General features: G+C 68.3%; 25 protein-coding genes and 1 tRNA gene. 20 read left to right on the top strand and 6 right to left on the bottom strand.

The window, feature by feature from the left end:
• Positions 1–34: 34 nt before the first annotated feature.
• A complete protein-coding gene (locus KZ686_RS02905; protein ID WP_150082005.1) occupies positions 35–1,303 on the top strand; it encodes a M20/M25/M40 family metallo-hydrolase in 1,269 nt (422 codons plus the stop codon).
• Positions 1,304–1,461: 158 nt separating this feature from the next.
• On the opposite strand, the gene KZ686_RS02900 is transcribed toward KZ686_RS02905, so the two are convergent.
• Complete coding sequence (locus KZ686_RS02900) at positions 1,462–2,046, bottom strand: GNAT family N-acetyltransferase (RefSeq protein WP_226107754.1); 585 nt, start codon at positions 2,044–2,046, stop codon at positions 1,462–1,464.
• Positions 2,047–2,164: 118 nt separating this feature from the next.
• Between KZ686_RS02900 and arsC the strand changes: the two genes are divergently transcribed.
• The gene (gene arsC, locus KZ686_RS02895; protein WP_226107752.1) at positions 2,165–2,524 is read left to right on the top strand and encodes an arsenate reductase (glutaredoxin); all 360 of its coding nucleotides are present in this window, start codon (positions 2,165–2,167) and stop codon (positions 2,522–2,524) included.
• A 252-nt stretch (positions 2,525–2,776) separates the two neighbouring features.
• On the opposite strand, the gene KZ686_RS02890 is transcribed toward arsC, so the two are convergent.
• The 3 genes from KZ686_RS02890 to KZ686_RS02880 form a co-directional block, all read right to left on the bottom strand.
• A complete protein-coding gene (locus tag KZ686_RS02890; RefSeq protein ID WP_149317523.1) occupies positions 2,777–2,995 on the bottom strand; it encodes a hypothetical protein in 219 nt (72 codons plus the stop codon).
• Between the two features lie 180 nt (positions 2,996–3,175).
• Entirely contained in the window at positions 3,176–3,943 is a 768-nt protein-coding gene (locus tag KZ686_RS02885) for a 3'-5' exonuclease family protein (protein WP_265632971.1), read from the bottom strand.
• A 17-nt stretch (positions 3,944–3,960) separates the two neighbouring features.
• Positions 3,961–4,611: an MBL fold metallo-hydrolase gene (locus tag KZ686_RS02880; protein WP_150082001.1), complete on the bottom strand. Its 651-nt coding sequence runs from the start codon at positions 4,609–4,611 to the stop codon at positions 3,961–3,963.
• 301 nt (positions 4,612–4,912) lie between these two features.
• On the opposite strand from KZ686_RS02880, the gene KZ686_RS02875 reads away from it, so the two are divergent.
• Positions 4,913–5,758 carry a septal ring lytic transglycosylase RlpA family protein gene (locus tag KZ686_RS02875; protein ID WP_265632970.1) on the top strand — a complete coding sequence of 282 codons (846 nt, stop codon included), beginning with the start codon at positions 4,913–4,915 and terminating at the stop codon, positions 5,756–5,758.
• Between the two features lie 256 nt (positions 5,759–6,014).
• Here the strand turns inward: KZ686_RS02875 and rsmI are convergent, their stop codons facing one another.
• Positions 6,015–6,914: a 16S rRNA (cytidine(1402)-2'-O)-methyltransferase gene (rsmI, locus tag KZ686_RS02870; RefSeq protein WP_265632969.1), complete on the bottom strand. Its 900-nt coding sequence runs from the start codon at positions 6,912–6,914 to the stop codon at positions 6,015–6,017.
• A gap of 18 nt (positions 6,915–6,932) precedes the next feature.
• Here rsmI and KZ686_RS02865 point away from each other — a divergent pair, with 18 nt between their 5' ends.
• The 4 genes from KZ686_RS02865 (at position 6,933) to KZ686_RS02850 (ending at position 10,620) form a co-directional block, all read left to right on the top strand.
• Positions 6,933–7,412 (top strand): YraN family protein, encoded by a 480-nt coding sequence (locus tag KZ686_RS02865; protein WP_226107747.1) that lies wholly within the window; start codon positions 6,933–6,935, stop codon positions 7,410–7,412.
• A 172-nt stretch (positions 7,413–7,584) separates the two neighbouring features.
• Complete coding sequence (locus KZ686_RS02860) at positions 7,585–8,487, top strand: BON domain-containing protein (RefSeq protein WP_149317528.1); 903 nt, start codon at positions 7,585–7,587, stop codon at positions 8,485–8,487.
• A gap of 412 nt (positions 8,488–8,899) precedes the next feature.
• A complete protein-coding gene (locus KZ686_RS02855) occupies positions 8,900–9,229 on the top strand; it encodes a c-type cytochrome (protein WP_370639543.1) in 330 nt (109 codons plus the stop codon).
• A gap of 95 nt (positions 9,230–9,324) precedes the next feature.
• The gene (locus KZ686_RS02850; RefSeq protein WP_265632968.1) at positions 9,325–10,620 is read left to right on the top strand and encodes an NAD(P)/FAD-dependent oxidoreductase; all 1,296 of its coding nucleotides are present in this window, start codon (positions 9,325–9,327) and stop codon (positions 10,618–10,620) included.
• A 23-nt stretch (positions 10,621–10,643) separates the two neighbouring features.
• On the opposite strand, the gene KZ686_RS02845 is transcribed toward KZ686_RS02850, so the two are convergent.
• Positions 10,644–12,008 carry a hypothetical protein gene (locus KZ686_RS02845; protein WP_265632967.1) on the bottom strand — a complete coding sequence of 455 codons (1,365 nt, stop codon included), beginning with the start codon at positions 12,006–12,008 and terminating at the stop codon, positions 10,644–10,646.
• A 336-nt stretch (positions 12,009–12,344) separates the two neighbouring features.
• Between KZ686_RS02845 and KZ686_RS02840 the strand changes: the two genes are divergently transcribed.
• The 13 genes from KZ686_RS02840 to KZ686_RS02780 all read left to right on the top strand — a co-directional run bounded on the left by KZ686_RS02840 (position 12,345) and on the right by KZ686_RS02780 (position 23,120).
• The gene (locus KZ686_RS02840) at positions 12,345–12,743 is read left to right on the top strand and encodes an ArsR/SmtB family transcription factor (RefSeq protein WP_265632966.1); all 399 of its coding nucleotides are present in this window, start codon (positions 12,345–12,347) and stop codon (positions 12,741–12,743) included.
• Between the two features lie 153 nt (positions 12,744–12,896).
• Positions 12,897–14,303, top strand: a complete 1,407-nt coding sequence (gene soxC, locus KZ686_RS02835) for a sulfite dehydrogenase (protein ID WP_265632965.1) — start codon at positions 12,897–12,899, stop codon at positions 14,301–14,303.
• A complete protein-coding gene (locus KZ686_RS02830; RefSeq protein WP_265632964.1) occupies positions 14,287–15,564 on the top strand; it encodes a c-type cytochrome in 1,278 nt (425 codons plus the stop codon). Before soxC ends, KZ686_RS02830 begins: the two co-directional genes overlap by 17 nt.
• Positions 15,565–15,691: 127 nt before the next feature.
• Positions 15,692–16,021, top strand: coding sequence for a c-type cytochrome (locus KZ686_RS02825; RefSeq protein WP_149317535.1), 330 nt, complete (start codon positions 15,692–15,694; stop codon positions 16,019–16,021).
• Between the two features lie 240 nt (positions 16,022–16,261).
• Complete coding sequence (gene soxY / locus KZ686_RS02820) at positions 16,262–16,717, top strand: thiosulfate oxidation carrier protein SoxY (protein WP_149317536.1); 456 nt, start codon at positions 16,262–16,264, stop codon at positions 16,715–16,717.
• 92 nt (positions 16,718–16,809) lie between these two features.
• On the top strand, positions 16,810–17,121 hold the full coding sequence (gene soxZ / locus KZ686_RS02815; protein WP_149317537.1) for a thiosulfate oxidation carrier complex protein SoxZ: 312 nt from the start codon (positions 16,810–16,812) through the stop codon (positions 17,119–17,121).
• 105 nt (positions 17,122–17,226) lie between these two features.
• A complete protein-coding gene (locus tag KZ686_RS02810) occupies positions 17,227–17,685 on the top strand; it encodes a DsrE family protein (protein WP_265632963.1) in 459 nt (152 codons plus the stop codon).
• 105 nt (positions 17,686–17,790) lie between these two features.
• The gene (soxA, locus tag KZ686_RS02805) at positions 17,791–18,624 is read left to right on the top strand and encodes a sulfur oxidation c-type cytochrome SoxA (RefSeq protein WP_265632962.1); all 834 of its coding nucleotides are present in this window, start codon (positions 17,791–17,793) and stop codon (positions 18,622–18,624) included.
• A gap of 19 nt (positions 18,625–18,643) precedes the next feature.
• Positions 18,644–19,348: a sulfur oxidation c-type cytochrome SoxX gene (gene soxX / locus KZ686_RS02800; protein WP_149317540.1), complete on the top strand. Its 705-nt coding sequence runs from the start codon at positions 18,644–18,646 to the stop codon at positions 19,346–19,348.
• Positions 19,349–19,411: 63 nt separating this feature from the next.
• Complete coding sequence (locus KZ686_RS02795; protein ID WP_265633392.1) at positions 19,412–19,921, top strand: TlpA disulfide reductase family protein; 510 nt, start codon at positions 19,412–19,414, stop codon at positions 19,919–19,921.
• A 79-nt stretch (positions 19,922–20,000) separates the two neighbouring features.
• Complete coding sequence (gene soxB, locus KZ686_RS02790) at positions 20,001–21,722, top strand: thiosulfohydrolase SoxB (protein ID WP_265632961.1); 1,722 nt, start codon at positions 20,001–20,003, stop codon at positions 21,720–21,722.
• Positions 21,723–21,852: 130 nt separating this feature from the next.
• Positions 21,853–21,928, top strand: a tRNA-Ala gene (locus KZ686_RS02785).
• Positions 21,929–22,217: 289 nt separating this feature from the next.
• The gene (locus tag KZ686_RS02780) at positions 22,218–23,120 is read left to right on the top strand and encodes an Abi family protein (RefSeq protein ID WP_265632960.1); all 903 of its coding nucleotides are present in this window, start codon (positions 22,218–22,220) and stop codon (positions 23,118–23,120) included.
• Positions 23,121–23,147 lie beyond the last annotated feature (27 nt).

Below are 23,147 nucleotides of genomic sequence, written 5' to 3'. Positions count from 1 at the left end.
GCCCAGCGCGCCCTCAGCCAACCAGCGAAGAGCCATGACCGCACGAGACAACATGAACCCCACGCAAACCACGCTGACCCACTTCATCGACGCGAACCGTCCCGCGCAGGAGGCCTTCCTCGCCGAGCTGGTCAAGGTGCCGTCGGACAATCCCCCCGGCGACTGCGACGCCCACGGCGCGCGCGCACGGCAACTGCTCGAAGGCCTGGGCTTCCAGGTCGAGGCGCACAAGGTGCCCGACGAGCTGGTCAAGGCGGCCGGCATGATCAGCGCCACCAACCTGATCGTGCGCAAGACCTTCGGCAACGGCGGCCCGACCATCGCGATGAACGCGCACGGCGACGTGGTGCCGCCGGGACTGGGCTGGACCAAGGACCCGTACGGCGGCGAGATCGCCGACAGCGAGCACGGCCCGGTGATGTACGGCCGCGGCGTGGCGGTGTCGAAGTCGGATTTCGCCACCTACACGTACGCGGTGCTGGCGCTGATGGAAGCGGAAAAGCAGGGCGCCAAGCTCAACGGCACGGTCGAGCTGCAGTTCACCTATGACGAGGAAACGGGCGGCGACATCGGCCCGAAGTTCCTGCTGGACCAGGGCCTGACCAAGCCGGATTACGCGATCTCGGCCGGCTTCTCGTACGGCATCACCTCGGCGCATAACGGCTGCCTGCACGTCGAGGTCACCGTCAAGGGCAAGCAGGGGCATGCCGCGATGCCGCATACCGGCGTCGACGCGATCGAAGCCGCGACGCACATCCTGCAGGCCGTCTACGGCCTGCGCGCCGAGCTGGCCACGCGCAAGTCCAAGGTGCCGGGCATCGACACCGCGACGCTGAATGTCGGCCTGATCAAGGGCGGCATCAACACCAACGTGGTGCCCGACCTGGTGACCTTCCGCATCGACCGCCGGATGATCCCGGAAGAGATCGGCTTCGACGCGGAAGGCGAGATCCGTGCGGTGGTCGAGAAGGCCGCCAAGGACCGCCCGGGCATCGAAGTCAAGGTCGAGCGCATCATCCTGGCCGAGCCGCTGTCCGAGCTGCCCGGCGTGGAGAAGCTGATCGGCGCGCTGAAGAGCCGCGCCGAGGAAGTGTTCGGCGTCGACATCCCGGTGCACGGCGTGCCGCTGTACACCGACGCCCGCCACTACACCAGCCGCGGCATCCCGACCGTGCTGTACGGCGCCGGCCCCCGCACGCTGATGGAAGCCCGTGGCCACAACTCGGACGAAAACCTGCGGCTGAACGACCTGAACCGGGCCACCAAGGTGGTGGCGCTGGCGTTGTCGGATTTGATGTCGTGATCTGCTGTCGCGATCTGCTGTCGCGATCTGATGTGGTGATTTGACCCGGGGCCGGCACCGCCCTGTGGATGGACAAACGGCCCGCTGACGCGGGCCGTTGGCATTGGCGCGCAGCCTCGCGGCCTGAGGGGCAGCGTCGCGGCCACGTCCGTCGCGGCTCAACCCGCCGCGACATCCCCCGGCAACGCCGTCGCACCCGCCCCCAACGGCCGCTGCATCAGCGCCGTATCGATCCACTGGCCGTGCTTGAAGCCGACCGCCTCCAGCCGGCCGGCCATGCGGAAGCCCATGCGTTCGTGCAGCGCGATCGAGCCGTTGCCTTCGCCGCCGGCGGGGCAGGCGATCACGGCGACCATCTGGCGCCACGGGCCGTGTTCGCAGCGGGCGAGCAGCGCGGCCAGCAGGACGGCGCCGATGCCGCGGCCGCGATGGCGCTCGTCCAGGTAGATCGAATCCTCGATGGTATGACGGTAGGCGCTGCGCATGCGATAGGACGACGCGTAGGCGTAGCCCGCCACCACCGGGCGGCCGTCGATCTGCAGCTCGGCCACCAGATAGGGCAGGCCCTTGTCCAGCACGGCGGCGCGGCGCTCGCGCATTTCGTCGAGCGTGGGTGGTATTTCCTCGAACGAGGCGCGGCCGTGGACAACGTGGTGGGTGTAGATGGCGTGGATCGTGGGGAGGTCGTCGTCGGTGGCATCGCGCACGGTCGGCGCGGCAACGGTGGCCTGGTTCGTGGTCATGGCGTCTGGCGTGGTATCGAAGGGGAGGCGCGGCGTACCGGTTCGCCGGCACTGCTTGTAGCTTGTATAGTCCGTCGTGTTTGCAGATGACAACGTTTGCGTTTCGAGGGACGGACCCATGATCAAGATTTACCACAATCCGCGCTGCTCCAAGTCGCGCGACACGCTGGCGCTGGTGCAGCAGGCCGCCGAACGCCTGGGCGAACCGGTCGAGGTGGTCGAGTACCTGAAGACGCCGCCGACGCTGGCCACGCTCAAGCAGCTGCATGCGCTGCTCGATGTGCCGGTGCGGCAGATGGTGCGCGACAACGAGGCGATCTACGGCGAGCTCGATCTGGCCGATCCGGGCCTGAGCGACGCCGAGGTGCTGCAGGCCGTGGCCGATCATCCGATCCTGCTGCAGCGGCCCATCGTGGTGCGGGGGCAGCGTGCCGCGATCGGCCGGCCGCCCGAGAATGTCGCGGCGCTGCTTTCCTGAGCGCCGGATCGAACCGAGCCTCTGATCGAATCGAGCTTCGAATCGGACCGTGCCCCGGACTGAACCGAGGCCGGACTGAACCGAGCCCGGATCAAAGCGAGCCAGGATCGAAGCGAGCCTGGATCGAAGCGAGCCCGGATCGAAGCGAGCCCGGATCAAAGCGAGCCCCGATCGAAGCGAGCTCCAAATAGAAACCGGCCTCCGTGTGGAGGCCGGCCCGGTGCTGGAGGCGCGGTAGCTTCAGGCGGGTCGTTATTTGACACCCAGCCAGTGCATGGCCTCCTGACCGAAAGCGATGGCCGCCAGGACGATCAGCAGCAGGACCAGCGCCACGGTACTGACGTAGACCGTGGCCTTGGCGATGTCGGCTTCATCGTCGGCGGGGTGGGAGTGGGCGACACTGTGCGCGTGCGGTGGCCGGTGCAGCCGTTCGGCCAGATGCCGCCAGTGAAGATCGGGATGGAAACGCATGATCGACACCTCCTCGACAGGAACGCGCGTCAGGCGGTCTTCACCATAGCAACGGACCGCCATGCATGGCGAGGCCGCCGCAGTTGCGCACGGCGCGGCGTCGGAACGGCCATGCACGCTTTTACTATAGGCGATCGCGACATGGCGAACCCGCGGCGTGGCGCCGACGCGACCTAAGGGTCAACCCTGCCGCGCCAGGTCGTCGGGCGGCGCGGAGGTGCCGGTGGGCTCGGCCGGGGATGCAGGGCCTGCAGGAGATTCCGTGGATTCCGTGGATTCCGTGGATTCCGGGGATTCCGGGGATTCCGGGGATTCCGGGGATTCCGGGGATTCCGGGGATTCCGGGGCGATCGCCGCGAGGGCGGCTTCGCGTTCGCGCAGCGCGGCCAGCATGTTGCAGAACATCGCCCCCTGTTCGAGCGCGTCGTCCAGCGCGACATGGGTATGCGGCAGCGGATCGATCCATGCCTGCGGCAGCGCGGCCTTGACGGTGCGGCGGTAGCGCAGGCCGGTCAGCGAGAAACCCAGCGTCTTGATGTCGAGCGCGGCCCAGCCGAACGGCGAGCGGCCGGCGAAACGCATCATGTACCAGAACATCCAGGTGAAATCGAAGCCGGCGGGGAAGGCCACGAACACGGGTTTGCCCGGCAGCGCTTCGACCCATTCGACATAGCGCACCAGCGCCTGCTCGGGCGGCTGCAGGTCCCGCCGGCAGGCGGCCCAGGCCTCGGGCTCGGTTTCCCACCATTTCATCTGCACCGGATGGCCGACCGCGCCGGGCAGCGTCTCCAGATTGGCCGAGAAGGTGCCGAGCACGGTCTTGTCGGCGAGCATCGCCACCGAGGCGAACGACAGCATCGAATGCGGCCCCGGGATCGGACCGTCGGTCTCGACGTCCGTGCTGACGTAGATCTCGGGGCGGGTATCGGGCAGCTGTCGCTTGGCCATGGTCGGAGGGTGGGCCGTCAGGCCACGTTGATCAGATGATCGGCGACGAAGGGGTTGTCGCGCCGCTCGTCGCCGAAGGTCGACACCGGACCGTGCCCCGGCACGAACGTCACGTCGTCGCCCAGCGGCCACAGCCGCGTGCGGATCGAGCGGATCAGGTCGGCATGGTTGCCGCGCGGGAAATCGGTGCGCCCGATCGAGCCGGCGAACAGCACGTCGCCGACGATTGCCAGGCGGTGCGGCCGCGAGAAGAACACCACGTGGCCAGGCGTATGCCCGGGGCAATGGTAGACCTCGAGCGTTTCGTCGCCGAACTGCACCGTATCGCCCTGATCCAGCCAGCGATCGGGCTCGAACGCCTCCGCGTGGCCAAAGCCGAAGCGCTTGGTCTGCTCGGGCAGCTGGTCGATCCAGAACTGCTCGTCGCGATGCGGCCCTTCGATCGGCACGCCGAACTCGCGCGACAGCGCGGCGGCGCCGGCACAGTGATCCAGATGGCCGTGCGTCAGCAGGATCTTTTCCAGCGTCACGTCCTGTTCCTTCAGCGCGGCCTGGATCCGGTCCAGATCGCCGCCGGGATCGCAAACCGCGGCGCGCCCGGTGCGCTCGTCGATCAGCAGCGAGCAATTCTGTTGGAAGGGCGTGACGGGAATCAGCAGGACTTTCATCGTTGAGGGGTGTCGGACGATCGCCGGGGATGCGCGGCGTATGGGGTTGGATCGGCGTTCTGGTGGATGTGCCGGCCTATGTCGTCGCATTGTAGCGTCGGCCTTTGGTAGACATGGCGACGTACCAAATATGTGAACTGTGATGCCTTTTCGTTGCATCGACGTCAACGGCAGGGATAGTCCGGAGAATCGCCGCAATCCGTTGTCAGTTCGGGGATTGCGAGCAATTGCACGCCGTAGCCAGACAATTCGTAACAAAATCGCTGTAAATCGCGCGCGCGACCGATGTTAGACTCGCGCGATGCTTTGGCCGACCCACCCCCTTACCCATGCTCGCCGCGCGCTCCGCTACGGCTTTCACGCCGTCTGTGCGTTGACGCTGGCCGCCTGTGCGGTGTCGCCGAACGACGATCCCAACAGCGCCGCGGCCGATCAGAATGCGGCGCCGAGCGTTGCCACGCCCGCCGCAAAACAGGCACAGGCACGCAAGTCCAAGTCCGCGAACAACGACAACCGTGCCGACGCCCGCAACGAGGCGCCAGCTGTGGCAAGCACCGAGACGCCGGCCCCGACCGGCTCGTGGCGCCTGTTCAGCTGGGGCGACGACGACAGCAGCGACAGCGAATCGGCGTCCCGCGGCACGCCGCGCGGCTCGTCGCTGGAAGGCCTGCGCGCGGATATCGGCACGTTCGAGCAGCGCGGCACGGCGTCGTGGTACGGCAAGCAATTCCACGGCCGCAAGACCGCCAACGGCGAGCGTTTCGACATGGGCGCGATGACCGCCGCCCACCCGTCGCTGCCGCTGGACAGCTGGGTGCTGGTGCGCAATCTGCGCAACGACAAGGTGGCGGTGCTGCGCATCAACGACCGCGGCCCGTATCACGGCAACCGCGTGCTCGACGTGTCGTATCGCGCCGCCAAGCGGCTGGGCTTCGTCGACCGCGGGCATACCCAGGTCGAAATCCGCCGGCTGTCGCGTACCGAACTGGCCGCGCTGGGACCGCTGCGCGAGCCCGGCATGGACACGGGCGCCACCGACGGCGGCGGCGACGGTGTGGACGACGACGACACCGTGGCCAGGCCGGTCAAGGCCAAGCGCGTGGTACTCAAGACCCGCAAGACGGCCAGCAAGGCGAATGCGCGCTGAGGCCGGTTTCTCCTTCCTCGCCTCCTTCCTCGCGCATCGGCGCGACTCCGACTGCGCCGCAGTCAGAGCCATCGTCAGGGCCACGGTCCGAGCCCCTGCTGGAGCCACAGTCACCGCTCCAGTGAGCGGCTACACGGCCCGCTGCACAGCTCCCCGTTCCACCCGGCTTCCCCACCGGAGCGCCTGACCGGCGCCCACCCTGATGCCGGCGCGCATGGCTTCGCCCCGCATCTTCCCGGTCTGCATCGTTCCGGTCTTACTCCTGCTCGCGGCGCGCCAGCGCCATCGCATAGAGCGCCGCGGTATCGGCCCCGGTGATCGCCGCCGCGAGCTTGGCGGCGCGCTTGGCCGGCAACTCCTCCAGCAGCAGCGCCAGCACCCGCTGCGCGTTCGCGTCCAGCGCCGCCTCACCCTTTGCCGGTGCGCCTGCCCCTTCGATCACCAGCACGAACTCGCCCTTGGCGCGCGCCGGATCGGCCGCCAGCCAGGCCGGCGCGTCGGCGACCGCCATCGTCTGGGCCTGCTCGAACAGCTTGGTCAGTTCCCGGCCGATCAGCAGCCGGCGCGTCGGCGGCAATTGCTGCGCGAGTGCGGCCAGCGTGTCGGCAATGCGGTGCGGCGCTTCGTAGACGACCCAGGCATGCTCGAGCGTCGCCAGCGCGGCGATCGCCTCGGTGCGCGCCTTGGCCTTGCTCGGCAGGAAGCCGGCGAAGGTGAAGCGCCCCGCCCCGGTATCGAGCATCTCGCCGGCGACCGACAGCGCGGCCACCGCGGCGCTGGGACCAGGCAGCGGCACCACGCGATGGCCCGCCGCACGCACCGCCTCGACCAGCCGCGCGCCCGGGTCGGAGATGCCCGGCGTGCCGGCATCGGACACATAGGCGATGCGTTCGCCGGCGGCCAGCCGTTCGGCCACGCGCACGCCGGCCTCGCGCTCGTTGTGCTCGTGCACCGCCAGCAACGGCCGCTGCAGGCCCAGGCGCGACAGCAGCTGGCCGGTATTGCGGGTGTCCTCGCAGGCGATCGCGTCGGCAAGGCCGAGCACATGCAGCGCCCGCAACGTCAGGTCGGCAAGGTTGCCGATCGGCGTGGCGACGATGTACAGCGTGCCGGTGGGATAGGACTGGCCGGTTGCCAGCGAGATCCAGTCAGTCATGCTTGAGAACTTCCGTTGATGCGCACATTCAAAACCACGGCACGAGGCTCGGCACGCGACCTGGCGAAGGACTCGGCGAGGGATTCGGCGAGAGATTCGGCGAGAGATTCGGCGAGAGACACGTCGAACACCGGGACGAAGGACACGTCGAAAGCGCGCGGCGAACGCGCCGAGGCGCGGGCGCTGGCCTATCTGCAGGGCCAGGGTCTGGCGCTGGTGGTCCGCAATTATCGCTGCAAAGGCGGCGAGCTGGACCTGGTGATGCGCGCGCCCGACGGTACGCTGGTCTTCGTCGAGGTCCGCTCGCGCAGCAGCGACGCGTTCGGCGGCGCGCTGGCCAGCATCACGACGACCAAGCGCCAGCGCATCCTGCAGGCCGCCAATCACTATCTGGCGACGCTGGACCATGCGCCGCGCTGCCGGCTCGATGTGGTGGCGATCGGACCGCGACGGCTCGAATGGCTGCGCGATGCGTTCGGCGCGGGCGAGTCGGAATGACAGGACGGCGCCATCGACATCGAACCAGCGCATTCGCCAGGGGCCGCGGCCGCCAGGCTGTCCGTCATAATGCGCGTTGCCGCGAACGGCCAACTGGCATTGCCCTGGCGCGGCACAGGCTGCCCTGCCGACTGCCGATCCTCTTTCGCATTACCGCTACAGCAAGGAACGCATGAAGACTTCGCTTTTTTCGCGCGACGCGCTCGCTGAACCGACGCCGGTCCGCGCCCCCGCCCAGGCCCGTGGCGCCAGCCGGCTCGCCGCCATCGCCCGTGCCGCCGCCACCGCCACGCTGATGCTGACCGCCGCGACGCAGTTGAGCGGCTGCTTCCCGGTGATCGCCGGCGCCATGGGGGCCGGCGTGATGAGCGCCACCGACCGCCGGCCGACGTCGATCCAGGCGGTCGATCGCGGCCTGCAGCTCGAGATCGAGAACACGCTGGCGACGCGCTACAGCGGCGCCGCTCGCGTCAACGTCACCGTGTTCAACAAGAAGGTGCTGCTGACCGGCGAGGTCAAGGACGCCAATCTGCGCCAGCAGATCGAGCAGTACGTGCGCGGGCTGCCGAACGCGCGCGAGGTCATCAACGAGCTGGAGGTGGTGTCGTCGCCGTCGTTCGCCCAGCAGAGCCAGGACGCCTTCGTGACCAGCAAGGTCAAGACGATGCTGATGACCGCCGAAGGCGTGCCGTCGAATTCCACCAAGGTCACCACCGAACGGGGCGTGGTCTATCTGATGGGCCTGGTCACCCGTCCCGAGGGCGATCGCGCCACCGAGACGGCACGCAATGTCGGCGGCGTCAGCAAGGTGGTCAAGGTGTTCGACTACATCGACGAGGCCGAGCGCGCCCGCCTGGACGCGGCCGCATCGTCGCAGAACGCCGCGCCGGGCGAACCGGTCGGCGGCACGCCGGCGCCGGTGCAGAGCACCCCTGGCGCCGCGGTGCCGACCAACTCGACCCCCGCGCCCATCGGCCCCGATCTGTCTTCGCCGGTGACGGCGCCGACGACGGCACCGACGACCGCGCCGGTGCCCGGTGCGGTCGGCCTGCCTCCGGGCCGCAACCTGCCCTGATCCGCTCGCTCCGTCTCCCGACGTTCAGGCGCGCCGGCCATCCGGCCCGGCGCGCCTCCCATGCTCCCTCCACCCGCCTGCCGCTCCCCCGCGTCTTCCTCGCTCCCACCCGTCTGCCGCGCCCTCCGCGTCTTCCTCGCTCCCACCCGCCGGCCGCGCGCTCCTCGCCTTCCTTCCTCCACCGTCCGGCTGCTCCCGCCTTGCCCGCGGCTGACCTACGCTGATGTTGCGGCGGCCCAATGGCGTTCGCCGTCCGACCATCTGCGAAAACCGCAGTACGCCCGCGCCGGCCGATGTGATAGGGTTGCCCTGCCTTGCGCGTCACTCACGCGCCCTGGCCGGTCGCTCGTCCGGTCCGCGCCGTACGGCCGATCGATGCGCCGAAGTGCCGATCCCAGCGAGGAGCGAGACCATGAAAAACAACAATCCCCTGCGAAGCGCCGCGGCTGGTGTGGCCGCCCTCGCGATGTTCGTCATCGCGCCGGCCAGCGCCGCCGATCCCACCACCGAGCAGGCGCGCAACTGGGCCGCGGCCTGCGCCAGCTGCCACGGCCCCTCCGGCCGGGCGCCCGCCGGCAGCCCGGTGCCCGGTCTGGCGGGCCGGCCGCAGTCCTATCTGATCGAGCAGATGCAGGCGTTCAAGACCGGCAAGCGCGAGGCCACGGTGATGCACCAGATCGCCAAGGGCTATACCGACGAGCAGATCGCGGCGATGGCGAAGTGGTTCGCCGCGGTCAAGTAATACGCACAAGTCATGCGGTCCAGGGAACGCGATCCAGCGATGCGATCCAGTAGTGCGATCCAGTAGTGCGGTCAAACAAGCGAGGGGAAGCTGACATGCAACGACGCGAATTTCTCGGCGCGGCCGCGGCCGCCGCGGCCATCTGGCCGGCGGCCGTCGGCACGCTGCTCGGCGGCTGCGCCAGCGCCGGCACGGCGCGCGCCAGCGGTGGCAAGGTGGTGGTGGTCGGCGGCGGCTACGGCGGCGCGACCGCCGCGCGCTATCTGCGCGAATGGAGCGACAACACCATCGACGTGACGCTGGTCGAGCCAAATCCGACTTTCATCTCCTGCCCGCTGTCGAACCTGGTGCTCGGCGGCAGCAAGCGGATCGAGGACCTGACGGTGTCCTACGATGCGTTGAGCCGGCGCCACGGCGTCAAGGTGGTCCGTGACACCGTCGCCGCGATCGACCCGTCGAAGCGCCAGGTACGGCTGGCCGGCGGCGGCACGCTGCCGTATGACCGGCTGGTGCTGTCGCCGGGCGTCGACTTCATGCCCGACGACGTGCCCGGCCTGAAGCGGCCCGGCGGCGACCAGATCCTGCACGCATGGAAGGCCGGCCCGCAGACGGTGGCGCTGCGCCGCCAGCTCGAAGCGATGCGCGACGGCGGCACCTATGCGCTGACGGTGCCGCTGGCGCCCTACCGCTGCCCGCCGGGGCCGTACGAGCGCGCCTGCCAGGTGGCGCACTATTTCAGCCAGGCCAAGCCGCGCAGCAAGGTGCTGATCCTCGACGCCAATCCCGACGTGACATCGAAGGCCGCGCTGTTCAAGCAGGTGTGGGCCAGCAAGTACAAGGGCATCGTCGAATACCGGCCGCAATACCGCACCGTCGATATCGATCCCGCCACGCGCACGCTGAAGTTCGAGGTCCAGGACGACGAGCGGGTCGACGTCGCCAACGTGGTGCCGGCCCAGCGCGCCGGCGCGATCGCCGTCAACACCGGCCTCGCGACCGCCAATGGCCGCTGGTGCGAGGTCGACTTCCTGACCTTCGAATCGAAGGCCGTGCCGAACATCCACGTGCTCGGCGACGCCATCCAGATCGCGCCGCTGATGCCCAAGTCCGGACACATGGCGAACCAGCACGGCAAGATCGCGGCGGCGGCAATCGTCGCGCTGCTGTCCGGCCGGCAGCCCAATCCCGAGCCGCTGTACAACAACACCTGCTACAGCTTCACTTCCGATCGCGAGGTGATCCACGTCGCCAGCGTGCATCGCTACGACGCACAGAAGAAGACCATGGTGACGGTGCCGGACTCCGGCGGCGTGTCGACGGCGCCCAATACGCTGGAAGCGACCTACGCCTTCGCCTGGGCCAATGCGATCTGGGCGGACGCGCTGGGGTAAGCAATGACTCGGCAAGGCCGGCGTCAGGCCACCGCAAGCGACCGTGCCGCTGCCGCGGAACGACGCGGTGCGCTCCCCGCATCGGCCGGAATCTCCTCGCGTGCGCCATAGCGACTGGTCCATGCCCGGCCCCATGTGCCGATGACGGGCGAAATACGGCAGTACTGCGCGACGTAGGTCTTGTTCGGGTGCGTCCGCAGTAGCGGCTGCAGCGGTCTGATGTCGCCGCCGGCCGCCAGGGTGTCCCGCGCCGTCCGGTCGATGGCCGTCGCGATGACCGAGTGGCCCCAGACCAGCTGCAGCGCACTGCGCGACAGTATCGTGCCCGGTTGCGCCTGCTGGTCCACGGCAGTGCCCATCAGGAATGCCGCTACCTTGCGCCCGTTTTCCGGGCTGATGCGCCAGCCGTCGTCGGGCGGATTCATGTGGAGCAGGTCCAGCAGGGACAGCCGTATCCGATGGATGGCCGACTTGTCCGACAGCACGAAGTTCATCGCGCGGTGATATGCCCCAAGGCCGCAGGCGACGTGATCGTTCGCCAGGATGGCCGCGTCCTCGCTCGTCGCCACGGTGTCGCGCAGTGCGATCCACAATTGCGGAACGCGGTCGCGGCCCGCGCGATCCCTGGCAAAGGAGCTGTACCGCCCCTGGATCATGAAGGACAGCACCCGCTTGCGGGCATCGTGGAACGACATGCCGCGGATTTCGTTGGCAAGTGTGTCGGCGATGCACTGGACGGTGGCATCGTCATCGAGCATGCGGCTGAAGCCCGCCACGGCGCTCCCCTGGTGCATCGGATCACCGGTTCCCGCGAGGCAGAGGATGTCCCGGCTGGTGCCGCACAACGCCACGAGCCGCCGAATGGTGCCGGGGTCGCGCCACGCTGCCTCGGCGACGACCGGCACGGAGATCGACAGGGCGATACCCTGCAGCGCCGATTGATCGCCCTTTCTGGCGGCCGTCCGAATTCGCGCCAATGCCGCCGATGCATTCCTGAAGACCTCCATCGAGGAAGCCATGAACGCAATGTCCTCGCTTGCCTCGGCCCACTTCTGTTGCCCGAGCCAATTCACCGCAGTGTCATAGAGGCCGTCCACGTAGCGGAACGCGTGGAACTGTGTCTCGCTCAGCGATACCTGGCCGTCCAGGCCGATGCCACGAAACACCTTGTCGAACAGCTTCCTGCAGAGGCTGCGCTGCTTCTGCACCGCTTCGTCGAGCTCTGCAATCGCGCGCGTGGGCCGATTGGCACGCGGTGGGGTCAGATAGCGCAGATGGCCCGAATAGGGACCGATCTGCACGGAGCCCGTTGCTTCGAAATATGGCGCCGCGCAACGCATCGCGCCAGCAGCGTCCCTGGCCGCGGCCGCGCCTTCGGCGGCTGCCATCAGCGCCTTGTGGGAACAGAGGGTAGGAAAAACCGAGGCCATGCTTCGTTGCTCCTTCGTCGTGGTGGAGGGACGCAATGTATGGGCGCGGGCTATCCCGGCTCGATCGTCTAACGGCGCGGACTTTAGCAAGGTTGCGTGGGTGGCTCGCATTCTCACGTCGCTGCCAGGCGGCGCCAGACATGACGCCGACAGGACGCCGACAGGACGCCGACAGGACAGCGGCATGGCTCGACATGGTGCGATTTGGCGAGCGTGGCCTGCGCGCCGTCGTTGCCCGGAGCCGGGGGTAAACGATATATGCGTCCTCACGCATATACGCATATAGTGAATCGCATGAACGAACTGGATCGCGTCTTCGAACAGGTGTCGCACTACTTCGCGCTGCTCGCCGAGCCGACGCGGCTGAAGATCCTGCACGCGCTGTGCGACGGCGAGAAGCCGGTCGGGGCCGTGGTGGAGACCGTCGGCTCGTCGCAGGCCAATGTGTCGCGGCATCTGAACGCGATGTTCCGCTCCGGCGTGCTGGCGCGGCGCAAGGAAGCGAACCTGGTGTACTACGCGATCGCCGACCAGAGCGTGGTGGAGCTGTGCCGGACCGTGTGCGTGCAGGTGGCCGCGCGGATCGAGGACGACGCACAGCAGGTCGCGATGGTGGACCGCTTCATGCCCACCGAGCCGAAGCGGCGCAGCGCGTCGCCGCGCAAGACGGGCGGAGCCGGCGCGGCGCGCTGACAGCAGCACGAAGCGCGCATCGGTCGCCACCGGCGCGCGCTGAACCAGCAGCACGAAGCGCGCAGCGGTCCTCACCGGCGCGCGCCCCAATACGAACAGGCATGCCGACCGCGCCCGCACGGGAGCGCGGCGAGCGGCCGGAGGAGACCGAACGTGCCGGACCGCAGTCGCCCGGGTCGCATCGTGCCCGCGCCGGAACACTTCGTCAGTGCCGACCTGCGGCAGCAGATCGGGCGCCACGGCATCGACAGCCGCCGGCGCGATCTGCTGCGCGGCAGCTTTCTTGCGGCGGCGGGCGCCACCGCGGCCGCTGTGGGGCTGGTCAAGCCGGCCCGCGCCGCGACCGGCAATGCCGCGGCCTCTACGGCAACCTCTACGGCAACCCATACCGCCGCCGACGGCGATCCCGCGATCCTGAAACCCCAACCCTGGGCGACCTCGCTCGGCCAGCCGGTTGCCGCGCGCCCCTACGGCCAGCCCTCCAGCCACGAAACCGCGCTGGTGCGGCGCGAATCGCCGGGCTTGACGCGCGTGTCGGCGGCCTCGGTCAGCTTCGCGCCGCTGCAGGGCCTGTTCGGCATCATCACGCCCAACGGCCTGCATTTCGAGCGGCATCACCAGGGCTGGCACGACATCGACCCGACCCGCCATCGGCTGATGATCAACGGCCTGGTCAAGGCGCCGCGCGTCTATACGATGGACGAGCTGATGCGGCTGCCGTCGGTGTCGCGCATGCACTTCATCGAGTGCGGCGCCAATACCGGCATGGAATGGGGCAATGTCGCGGTGCCGACGGTGCAGTACACCCACGGCATGCTGTCCTGCTGCGAATTCACCGGCGTGCCGCTGCGCGTGCTGCTCGACGACGCCGGCGCCGACCAGCGCCGCGGCCGCTATCTGCTGGCCGAAGGCGGCGACGGCTCGGCGATGACGCGCACCATCCCGATGGAACTGGCCGACGAGATCATCGTCGCCTGGGGCATGAACGGCGAGATGCTGCGGCCCGAGAACGGCTACCCGTTGCGGCTGGTGGTGCCCGGGGTGCAGGGCGTGTCGTGGGTCAAATGGCTGCGCCGGCTGGAGCTGGGCGACCGGCCCTGGAACGCCAAGGACGAGACGCTGCACTACGTCGACATGATGCCGGACGGCATGCTGCGCCAGTACACGTCGATCCAGGAGTGCAAGTCGGTGATCACCACGCCGTCGGGAGGCCAGCGGCTGACCAGCAAGGGCTTCTACAACGTCAGCGGGCTGGCGTGGTCGGGCCGCGGCAAGGTGCGCCGCGTCGATGTCTCGGTCGATGGCGGGCGCAACTGGCGCACCGCGCGGCTGGAGACGCCGGTGCTGTCCAAATGCCTGACCCGCTTCAATCTCGACTGGGTCTGGGACGGCTCTCCGGCAATCCTGCAAAGCCGCGCGATCGACGAGACCGGCTACGTGCAGCCGACCATCGCGCAACTGCGCGCGGTGCGCGGCACGCGTTCGATCTACCACAACAACGCGATCCAGAGCTGGCTGGTCGCGGCCAGCGGCGAGGTGTCCAATGTCCAGGTGCGATAGCGGCGATGAGGGCGATCGCGGCAAGCGCGGCAATCGCGCCAGCGCCGGCGCCCGCCCGGGCCGGCGCCGTGGCGCCATGCTGGCCGGCCTGCTGATCGGCATCGCGGGCGGGGCGGCCCTGTCGATTCCGGCGGTGCGTGCCGCGCAGGCGGGTTCCAATGCCGCGGTCCAGGACGCGGCGCTTTCCGGGGGCGCCCCGGTCTCCAAGGGCACCCCGGTCTCCAGGGACGCCGCGGTTTCCAGGGACGCCAAGGCCGCCCGCGCCCAGCTCGGCCGCACCGCCACCTCCGCCGAAGTGAAAGCCTGGGACATCGACGTCCGCCCCGACTTCCAGGGCCTGCCGCCCGGGCGCGGCACCGTCGCGCAGGGCCAGACCGTCTGGGACGCGCGCTGCGCCTCCTGCCACGGCGACTTCGGCGAATCGAACGCGGTCTTCACGCCGATCGCCGGCGGCACCACCGCGGCCGATATCGCCAGCGGACGCGTCGCGGCGATGACCGGCTCCCAGCCCTACCGCACCTCGCTGATGAAGCTGAGCACCGTCAGCACGCTGTGGGACTACATCCACCGCGCGATGCCGTGGGACGCGCCAAAGAGCCTGACCGTCGACGAGGTCTACGCGGTGACCGCCTACATCCTGAACCTGGGCGACATCGTGCCGGCCGACTTCACGCTGTCGGACGCCAATATCGGCGAGGTCCAGCGCAAGCTGCCGAACCGCAACGGCATGACCACCGAGCACGGCCTGTGGCCGGGCCGCGGCAAGCCGGACACGCGCAATACCGCCTGCATGACCAATTGCGCCGGCAAGGTCGAGGTCAGTTCGCTGATCCCGGAATACGCGCGCGGCACGCATGGGGACCTGGCGGCGCAGCAGCGCGGCTTCGGCCCGGTGCGTGGCGTCGCGACCGGGTCGCCGGAGGACGAGGCGAAGGACAAGCCGGAGGGCAAGGCCGCGGCCGCGACTGTAGGCAACGCGGCGGCCAACCCGGCGGGCACCGCCGCGGCCCAGCCCCTCGGCGCCAGGCTGACCGGCCAGTACCAATGCCTGGCCTGCCACGCGCAGGACCGCAAGCTGCTCGGACCGTCGTTCCACGAGATCGCCCAGCGTTACAAGGGCAAGGACGCGCACGGTCCGCTGGCGCAGAAAATCCGCAGCGGCGGGCAGGGCGCGTGGGGGCCAGTGCCGATGCCGCCGCAACCGCAGGTTCCAGAATCGGATATTCAAGCCATGGTGAAGTGGATACTTGAGGCAAAATAGCGTATTGGGCCGCCTGGCGCCCCCATCGAAGGGGCCGGGCCGGACCAATACGCCGCCGTGCCGGGCAGATTCGCTGCCACACGGCCGTGCCGTCCCCACGGCTCATTCCAGTTCGGAGAGGAGAACAATGAAGCAGTTCGTGATTGCAGCCATGATGCTGGCCGGTGCGGCCTCCGCCCACGCCGCCGTCGACGCGGCCAAGGCCCAGGAGATCGCCACCAAGAACGCCTGCATGGGCTGCCACCAGGTGGACAAGAAGCTGGTCGGGCCGGCCTACAAGGAAGTCGCCGCCAAGTACAAGGGCGACAAGACCGCCATGGCTAAGCTGACCGACAAGGTCAAGAAGGGCGGTTCGGGCGTCTGGGGCCCGGTGCCGATGCCGGCCAACCCGAATATCAGCGATGCCGATGTGAAGACCGTGCTGGAGTGGATCCTGGCGGGCGCACCGGCCAAGTAATGCCTGGTGACGGGCCGTCGTATCGGCGGCAATCGTGATTGCGCCGATACGCCGGCCACTGCAAGAGAGCAACAGCAGTCATTGCAGCAACAACAGCAACACCGGCAGTAAGCGGACGGTCCCGGCGCCTCGCGTCAGGGGCCGCTCACCGGGCGGCGATGCACCGCCCGCGCCAGGCCGGCCGGCCTGGCGACCAAAACGAATACCGCGGGGCGGGTAGAAGCAGGAGTGCAGGACACCATGAACATCACAAGACGAGAGATGCTGCGCGTCAGCGCCGTCGTGTCGCTGATGGCGGCCGCCGGCCTGATCGGCGAGGCGCAGGCGGCCGAATGGAACAAGGCGGCCTTCGAGGGCAAGAGCGTCAACGACGTCATCAAGGCCCTGGGCGGCGGTGCGCCCGAGAAGAGCGGCTCGATCGCCTTCAACGCGCCCGATATCGCCGAGAACGGCGCGGTGGTGCCGGTGGCGGTCACCAGCAATCTGCCCGACACCGAGCAGATCGCGATCCTGGTCGAGAAGAATCCCAATACGCTGGCCGCGGACTTCGTGATCCCGGCCGGCACCGAACCGTTCGTCTCCACGCGCGTGAAGATGGGCCAGACCTCCGTGGTGCACGCGGCCGTCAAGGCCGGCGGCAAGTGGTATGTCGCCTCCAAGGAGATCAAGGTGACGCTGGGCGGCTGCGGCGGCTGACAAGCCGATCGCAGGCACAGGCGCCGTGCTGACCGCCGCGGCGTCCCGCTTTCCCAGACTGCCCATCGCAACCATCGCAACAGGAGAACGTCATGGCAGACCCGATGCGCGTACGCGCCACCGAGAACGGCGGCGTGGTCGACGTCAAGATTCTGATGAAACACGATATGGAAACCGGCCAGCGCAAGGACGCGTCCGGCAAGACCATCCCGGCCTGGCACATCCAGACCGTGATCGCCCAGTGCAAGGGCAAGGAGGTCTTCCACGCCAACTTCGGCCCGGCGGTGTCCAAGGACCCGTTCCTGAACTTCAAGTTCAAGGGCGGCGCCAAGGGCGACAAGGTCACGGTGACCTGGGTCGACAATCGCGGCGACAAGCGGACCGACGAGGCCACCATCTCGTGATGCCGGCGCGGACGGCAGGTTGCCGGCCGCTCTGGTAAGGTGCCCCTTCGGTAGCCGGGTCGGCGGCCGCGCACGAGGCGCGGCGGACGCGGCGGAAGGAAGATCATGCGTCGAGCATTCTTTGCAAAGGCGGCCGCCGCGCTGGCGGCGGTCGGACTCGGTAGCCGGGCCGCGGCCCAGACGGCGGGCGCGCCGCGGAGCGGGGGCGGACGCCACCGGGTGGTGTACCAGCTGTCGGAAGGCAACGACCAGGCGGTGCGCGCGATCGGGAATCTGCGCAACCATCTGGCCGGCGCGCCCAATACCAAGATCGTCGTGGTCGCGCTCGGCTACGGCGTGGATTTCCTGGTCGAGGGCGCCCGCGACGCGCGCGGCAACACCTTCGACGCCGCGGTGGGCGCGCTGGCCGGCATGGGCGTCGAGTTCCGCGTCTGCCGCAACACGCTGACCGCGCGCCAGATTCCCGAGAACAAGCTGCTGCTCGAAGCCAAGGTGGTCCAGGCCGGCGTGGTCGAGATCGCGCGGCTGCAGCAGGACGAAGGCTACGCCTATATCAAGCCGTAGCGTGATGCGCGGCACGACCCGCGCAGGAAAGAGCCGCGCATGGAACGATTCGCGCATAGAACAACAGCGGCCCGCCTGGTCGGCGAGACCGAGAGGAGAAACCCCATGAGACCGAACCGACGCCGTCCTCGCTGGGCCGCGCTGGCGGCCGCCGGCGCCGTCGCGCTGACGGGCGCGATGGCCGTGCAGGCGCAGGGCGAAAGCAATACCACCGACGAAATCGCCAAGTACCGGCAGATGCTGGCCGAGGGCAATCCCGCCGAGCTGTGGGAAGCCGCCGGCGAGGAACTGTGGAAAAAGCCGGCCGGGCCGAAGAACGTATCGCTCGAGCGCTGCGACCTCGGCAAGGGCCCGGGCGTGACCAAGGGCGCCTACGCCGAGCTGCCGCGCTATTTCGCCGACGCCGGCAAGGTGATGGACCTGGAGCAGCGGCTGGTGTGGTGCCGCACGACGCTGCAGGGGCTGACCGAGCAGCAGGCCAAGGCGACGCCGTTCTCGTCCTCGGGCAAGCGTTCCGACATCGAGCGGCTGGTGGCCTTCGTCACCGGCGAGTCGCGCGGCGTCAAGATGAACGTCAAGCTGGACCATCCGGAAGAGAAGCAGGTCTACGCGCTCGGCCAGAAGATGTTCTATTACCGTGGCGGCGCCTACGACTTCGCCTGCGCGACCTGCCATGCGGTCGACGGCCAGCGCATCCGCCTGCAGGACCTGCCCAATCTGCTGACCGACAAGGGCGCCCAGGCGGCCTACACCACCTGGCCGGCGTACCGCGTCTCGCAGGGCGAGGTTCGCACGATGCAGCACCGGCTCTACGACTGCCTGCGCCAGCAGCGCTTCCCCGAGCCCGCCTACGGCTCCGATGTGATCACCGCGCTCACGATGTTCCTGGCGCGCAATGCCAACGGCGGCACCTACGACGGCCCCGGCCTGAAGCGCTGAACCAGGGGGAGAGCACGACATGATCGAGACAAAACAATCGCGCCTGCGCGGCGCCGCGGCCGTGGCGGTCAGCGCCGCGCTGGCAGTGATCGCGGCGCCGGCGATGGCCCAGGAGCGCGCCGCGTCCCCGCGCGCGGCATCGAAGACGCCGGCGAAGGTCGCCGACATCCCGTCGGTCAGCGACGCCGACATGATGCGGATGATTGCAACATCGTTCAGCTCCAAGGGGCCGGCGACGGTCCAGGGCGTCATCGAGCGCGACGACATGCAGAAGGTCTGCAGCGACTATCCGGACCGCAGCAAGGTGCCGGCCGCGGTGGCGAAGAAGGTCGAGGCCGCCGAACAGCAGAAGATCCGCTATCCGGCCGACAACCGCTGGCTCGGCGACTGGAAGGAAGGCGAGAAGGTGGCCCAGCTCGGCCGCGGCATGCAGTTCTCCGACCCGCCCGGCGGCGTCAACGGCGGCAACTGCTATGCCTGCCACCAGATGACCAAGGCCGAGATCTCCTTCGGCAACATCGGCCCGTCGCTGTATCAGTACGGCAAGCTGCGCGGCAACTCGGAAGCGGTGCTCAAGTACACCTGGGGCAAGATCTGGGACTCGAACGCCTTCGCCGCGTGCTCGAACATGCCGCGCTTTGGCCATAAGGGCATCCTGACCGAGCAGCAGATCCGCGACGTGATGGCGCTGCTGCTGGACCCGGCCTCGCCGGTCAACCAGTAAGAGGGCGGGATGCGGGCCGCGGCGGTGGTGACGGTCGGCTGGAGGCAGGGGCCGCATCGCGCGATGCGCGCCGCGGCGTCGGGCATCGTCGCGGCCATCGCGTCCACCGTGGCGCTGGCGTTGGCGTTGGCATTTCCCGCGCCGGCCGCCGCCCTCGAAGTCGGCGACACCGTGCGCCTGCCCGCGGTCCAGCTGCTCGACGGCCGCACCGTGCCGCCCGAGCACTGGGCCGGCAAGCCGCTGGTGGTGCAGATCTGGGCCTCGTGGTGCCCGTTCTGCGCGCTGCAGAACCCGCGCCTGCAGAAGCTCTACGACAGCACGCGCGGCACGCCGCTGCAGGTGCTGACCATCAGCATCGACAAGGACCAGAAGGACGCCGTCGGCTATCTGCGCCAGCGCGGCTATACCTTCCCCGCGGCGATGGACACGCCGGCGCTGCGCGCCGCGATCGGTCCGCGCAAGGGCCTGCCCGAGCTGTACGTGATCGACGCCAGGGGCAAGGTCGTACAGAAGGAAGTCGGCGAGATGCTGGAGGAGGAAGTCGCCGCGCTGGCCAAGTACGCCAGGCCCTAGCGCGGCGGCAAAGCGGCCCGTCCCGGTCCTGCACCGATCCTGCCCGGACCGCGCGGCCGCCATCGAGAGGAAGACGACAATGAACCGACGCGAGTTCCTGCAGGTGCTGGCCATCGCCAGCGCCGCGGGCATGGCTTTCCCCACGCGCGACGCGCAGGCGGCCCAGGCCGCCGCCAGGCTGTACGACGTGCCGCGCTTCGGCAACGTGCACCTGCTGCATTTCACCGACTGCCATGCGCAACTGCTGCCGGTCCATTTCCGCGAGCCCAGCGTCAACCTGGGCATCGGCGACTATGCCGGCAAGCCGCCGCACCTGGTCGGCCAGGCCCTGCTGAAGCATTACCGGATCGCGCCGAGCAGCGCCGAGGCGCACGCCTTCACCTATCTCGATTTCACCGAGGCCGCGCGCCGCTACGGCAAGGTCGGCGGCTTCGCCCATCTGGCCACGCTGGTCAAGCAGCTGAAGGCCAGCCGCCCCGGCGCGCTGCTGCTCGACGGCGGCGACACCTGGCAGGGCTCGGCGACCGCGCTGTGGACGCGCGGCCAGGACATGGTCGATGCCGCGCTCGCGCTCGGCGTCGACGCGATGACGCCGCACTGGGAAATGACCCTCGGCGCCGAACGCGTGCGCGAGGTGGTCGACCGCGACTTCAAGGGCAAGGTCGCCTTCCTGGCGCAGAACGTCAAGACGAAGGACTTCGAGGACCCGGTCTTCGAGGCCTACACGCTGCGCGAGATGAATGGCGTGCCGGTCGCCATCATCGGCCAGGCCTTCCCCTATACGCCCATCGCCAACCCCGGCTACCTGGTGCCCGACTGGACCTTCGGCATCCAGGAAGAGAACCTGCAGCGCATCATCGACGAGGCCCGCGCCAAGGGCGCGCAGGCGGTGGTGCTGCTGTCGCACAACGGCATGGACGTCGACCTGAAGCTCGCCTCGCGCGTGCGCGGACTCGACGCCATCCTCGGCGGCCATACCCATGACGGCGTGCCGGCCCCGGTGCGCGTGCGCAACGCGGGCGGTACCACGCTTGTCACCAACGCCGGCTCGAACGGCAAGTTCCTCGGCGTGCTCGACTTCGACGTGCGCGGCGGCAAGGTCGCCGACTTCCGCTACCGGTTGCTGCCTGTGTTCGCCGACTACCTGCCCGCCGATCCGGCGATGGACGCGCTGATCCGCAAGGTCCGCGCGCCCTACGAGCAAAAGTTGGGGGAGGTGCTGGCGGTCAACAAGGAACTGCTCTACCGCCGCGGCAACTTCAACGGCACCTTCGACCAGCTGATCCTGGACGGGCTGATGGACGTGCAGGGCGCCGAGATCGCGTTCTCGCCCGGCTTCCGCTGGGGCACCACGCTGCTGCCCGGCGAGGGCATCACGATGGAAAAGCTGATGGACCAGACCGCGATCACCTACCCGTACACCACGGTGACGCAGATGAGCGGCGAGACCATCAAGACCGTGCTCGAGGACGTGGCCGACAACCTGTTCAACCCCGACCCCTACTACCAGCAGGGCGGCGACATGGTCCGCGTCGGCGGCCTGCAGTACACGATCGACCCGGCCGCGCCGATGGGCAAGCGGATCACCGAGATGCGCCTGAAGGGCAAGCCGATCGAGGCCGGCAAGACCTACAAGGTCGCCGGCTGGGCCCCGGTCGCCGAGGAAGCCCGCCACAACGGCGGCCCGCCGATCTGGGACCTGATGGCCGGCTGGCTGCGCCAGCGCAAGGAAGTGGCCGCGGCGCCGCTGAACCTGCCGTCGGTCAAGGGAATGGGCGGAAACCCGGGCATGGCGGCTTGAGCTGGCGTGAGGTGGCTTGAGGGCCTTGAGGCGGCTAGAGGCGGCGTCATGGCTGGGTCGACGGCGGTCACGCTAACCCGCCGCGACGGCTTGAAATCGCCGCAAAGCTCGCGCTATAATCGCCCGCTACGGGCCGATAGCTCAGCTGGGAGAGCGCTGCGTTCGCAATGCAGAGGTCGGGAGTTCGATCCTCCTTCGGTCCACCAAGATTCAAAGGCCAGAGCGTGCGCTCTGGCCTTTTGCTTTTTGGGGCCTTTGGGGCCGCCAGAACGCAGAATGCAAGAACCGACAGCTTGCTGCAGCGTTGAAGTCGACGCTGTGCAGCAGGCATGCTGATATGCGTGCCATGAAGCGAACCTCTTGCACCGGGCTCCGGCCCGCCCCTATACTACGCGGCAACAAAACCCGCCAAGGCTATGCGCGCGAGCGTACCCTCAAACCGGCGGGTTACTTTTTTGTGCGGCAGAGTCTGGCCAGGGCTGCATCGGAACAACGATGAAAATCCCCTTTGGCAAGCCGGCTACGACTCACGCGCAGCAGGTGGCCTTGCTGCAACGGCGGGGCATGATGATCGACGATCCGGCGGAAGCAGAAGCCTGCCTGCGACATCTGAATTATTACTGCCTCGCGGCGTACTGGCTGCCATTCCAACAGGACCACACCAACCATATTTTCAGGCCCGGCAGCCGCTTTGCTGACGTGATGAATCTCTACGCATTCGATCGCGCCTTGCGGCTGCATGTCCTCGATGCCATCGAACGCCTGGAGGTTTCCATGCGCAGCCAGTGGGCCTATCAATTGGCTCACCGATACGGGCCTCACGCCCATCTCGATGTCGCATTGGCGTTCAAGCCCCACCTATGGCGACTGAACCTCGATAAGCTTGCCGAAGAAGTAGGCCGGTCCGACGAAGTGTTCATCAAACATTTGAAAGCGACTTACGCAGAGCCCTTGCCCCCAGTGTGGGCGGTCTGTGAGGTAATGACGCTCGGACTGCTTTCTCGCTGGTACAACAACCTCAAACCGATGCCGGCCCGCCGGGCCATTGCGATGGAATATGGGGTGGACGAGAAGGTATGGGAATCGTGGCTGCGTCACCTTTCATTGGTACGCAACACCTGCGCGCATCACTGCCGGCTCTGGAACCGGGAGTTCACGATTACCCCGGTTTTGCCTCGGAACAAGCCCGCTGCGCTGCGCGATGGATTCCAGCATGGCTCCCGTAAGCTCTACAACTCCCTTGTCATCCTGACGCACTGTATGCGGCGGATTTCGCCCAAGCAAAGCTGGTGTGCCGATCTCAAGAAGCTGATTACCCAATATGCCGTTCCGGTACAGGCAATGGGCTTTCCGCACGGCTGGGAACGCATGGAAATCTGGCGTGAAATAACAGCTTGAGGTCGAACGAGTCGGACCTACTATACT

The sequence above is a fragment of the Cupriavidus cauae genome, from assembly GCF_026210475.1.
GTDB lineage: Bacteria > Pseudomonadota > Gammaproteobacteria > Burkholderiales > Burkholderiaceae > Cupriavidus > Cupriavidus cauae.
The sequence above is the reverse complement of the archived record's forward strand: the minus strand, read 5'-3'. Positions and strand labels throughout refer to the sequence as shown.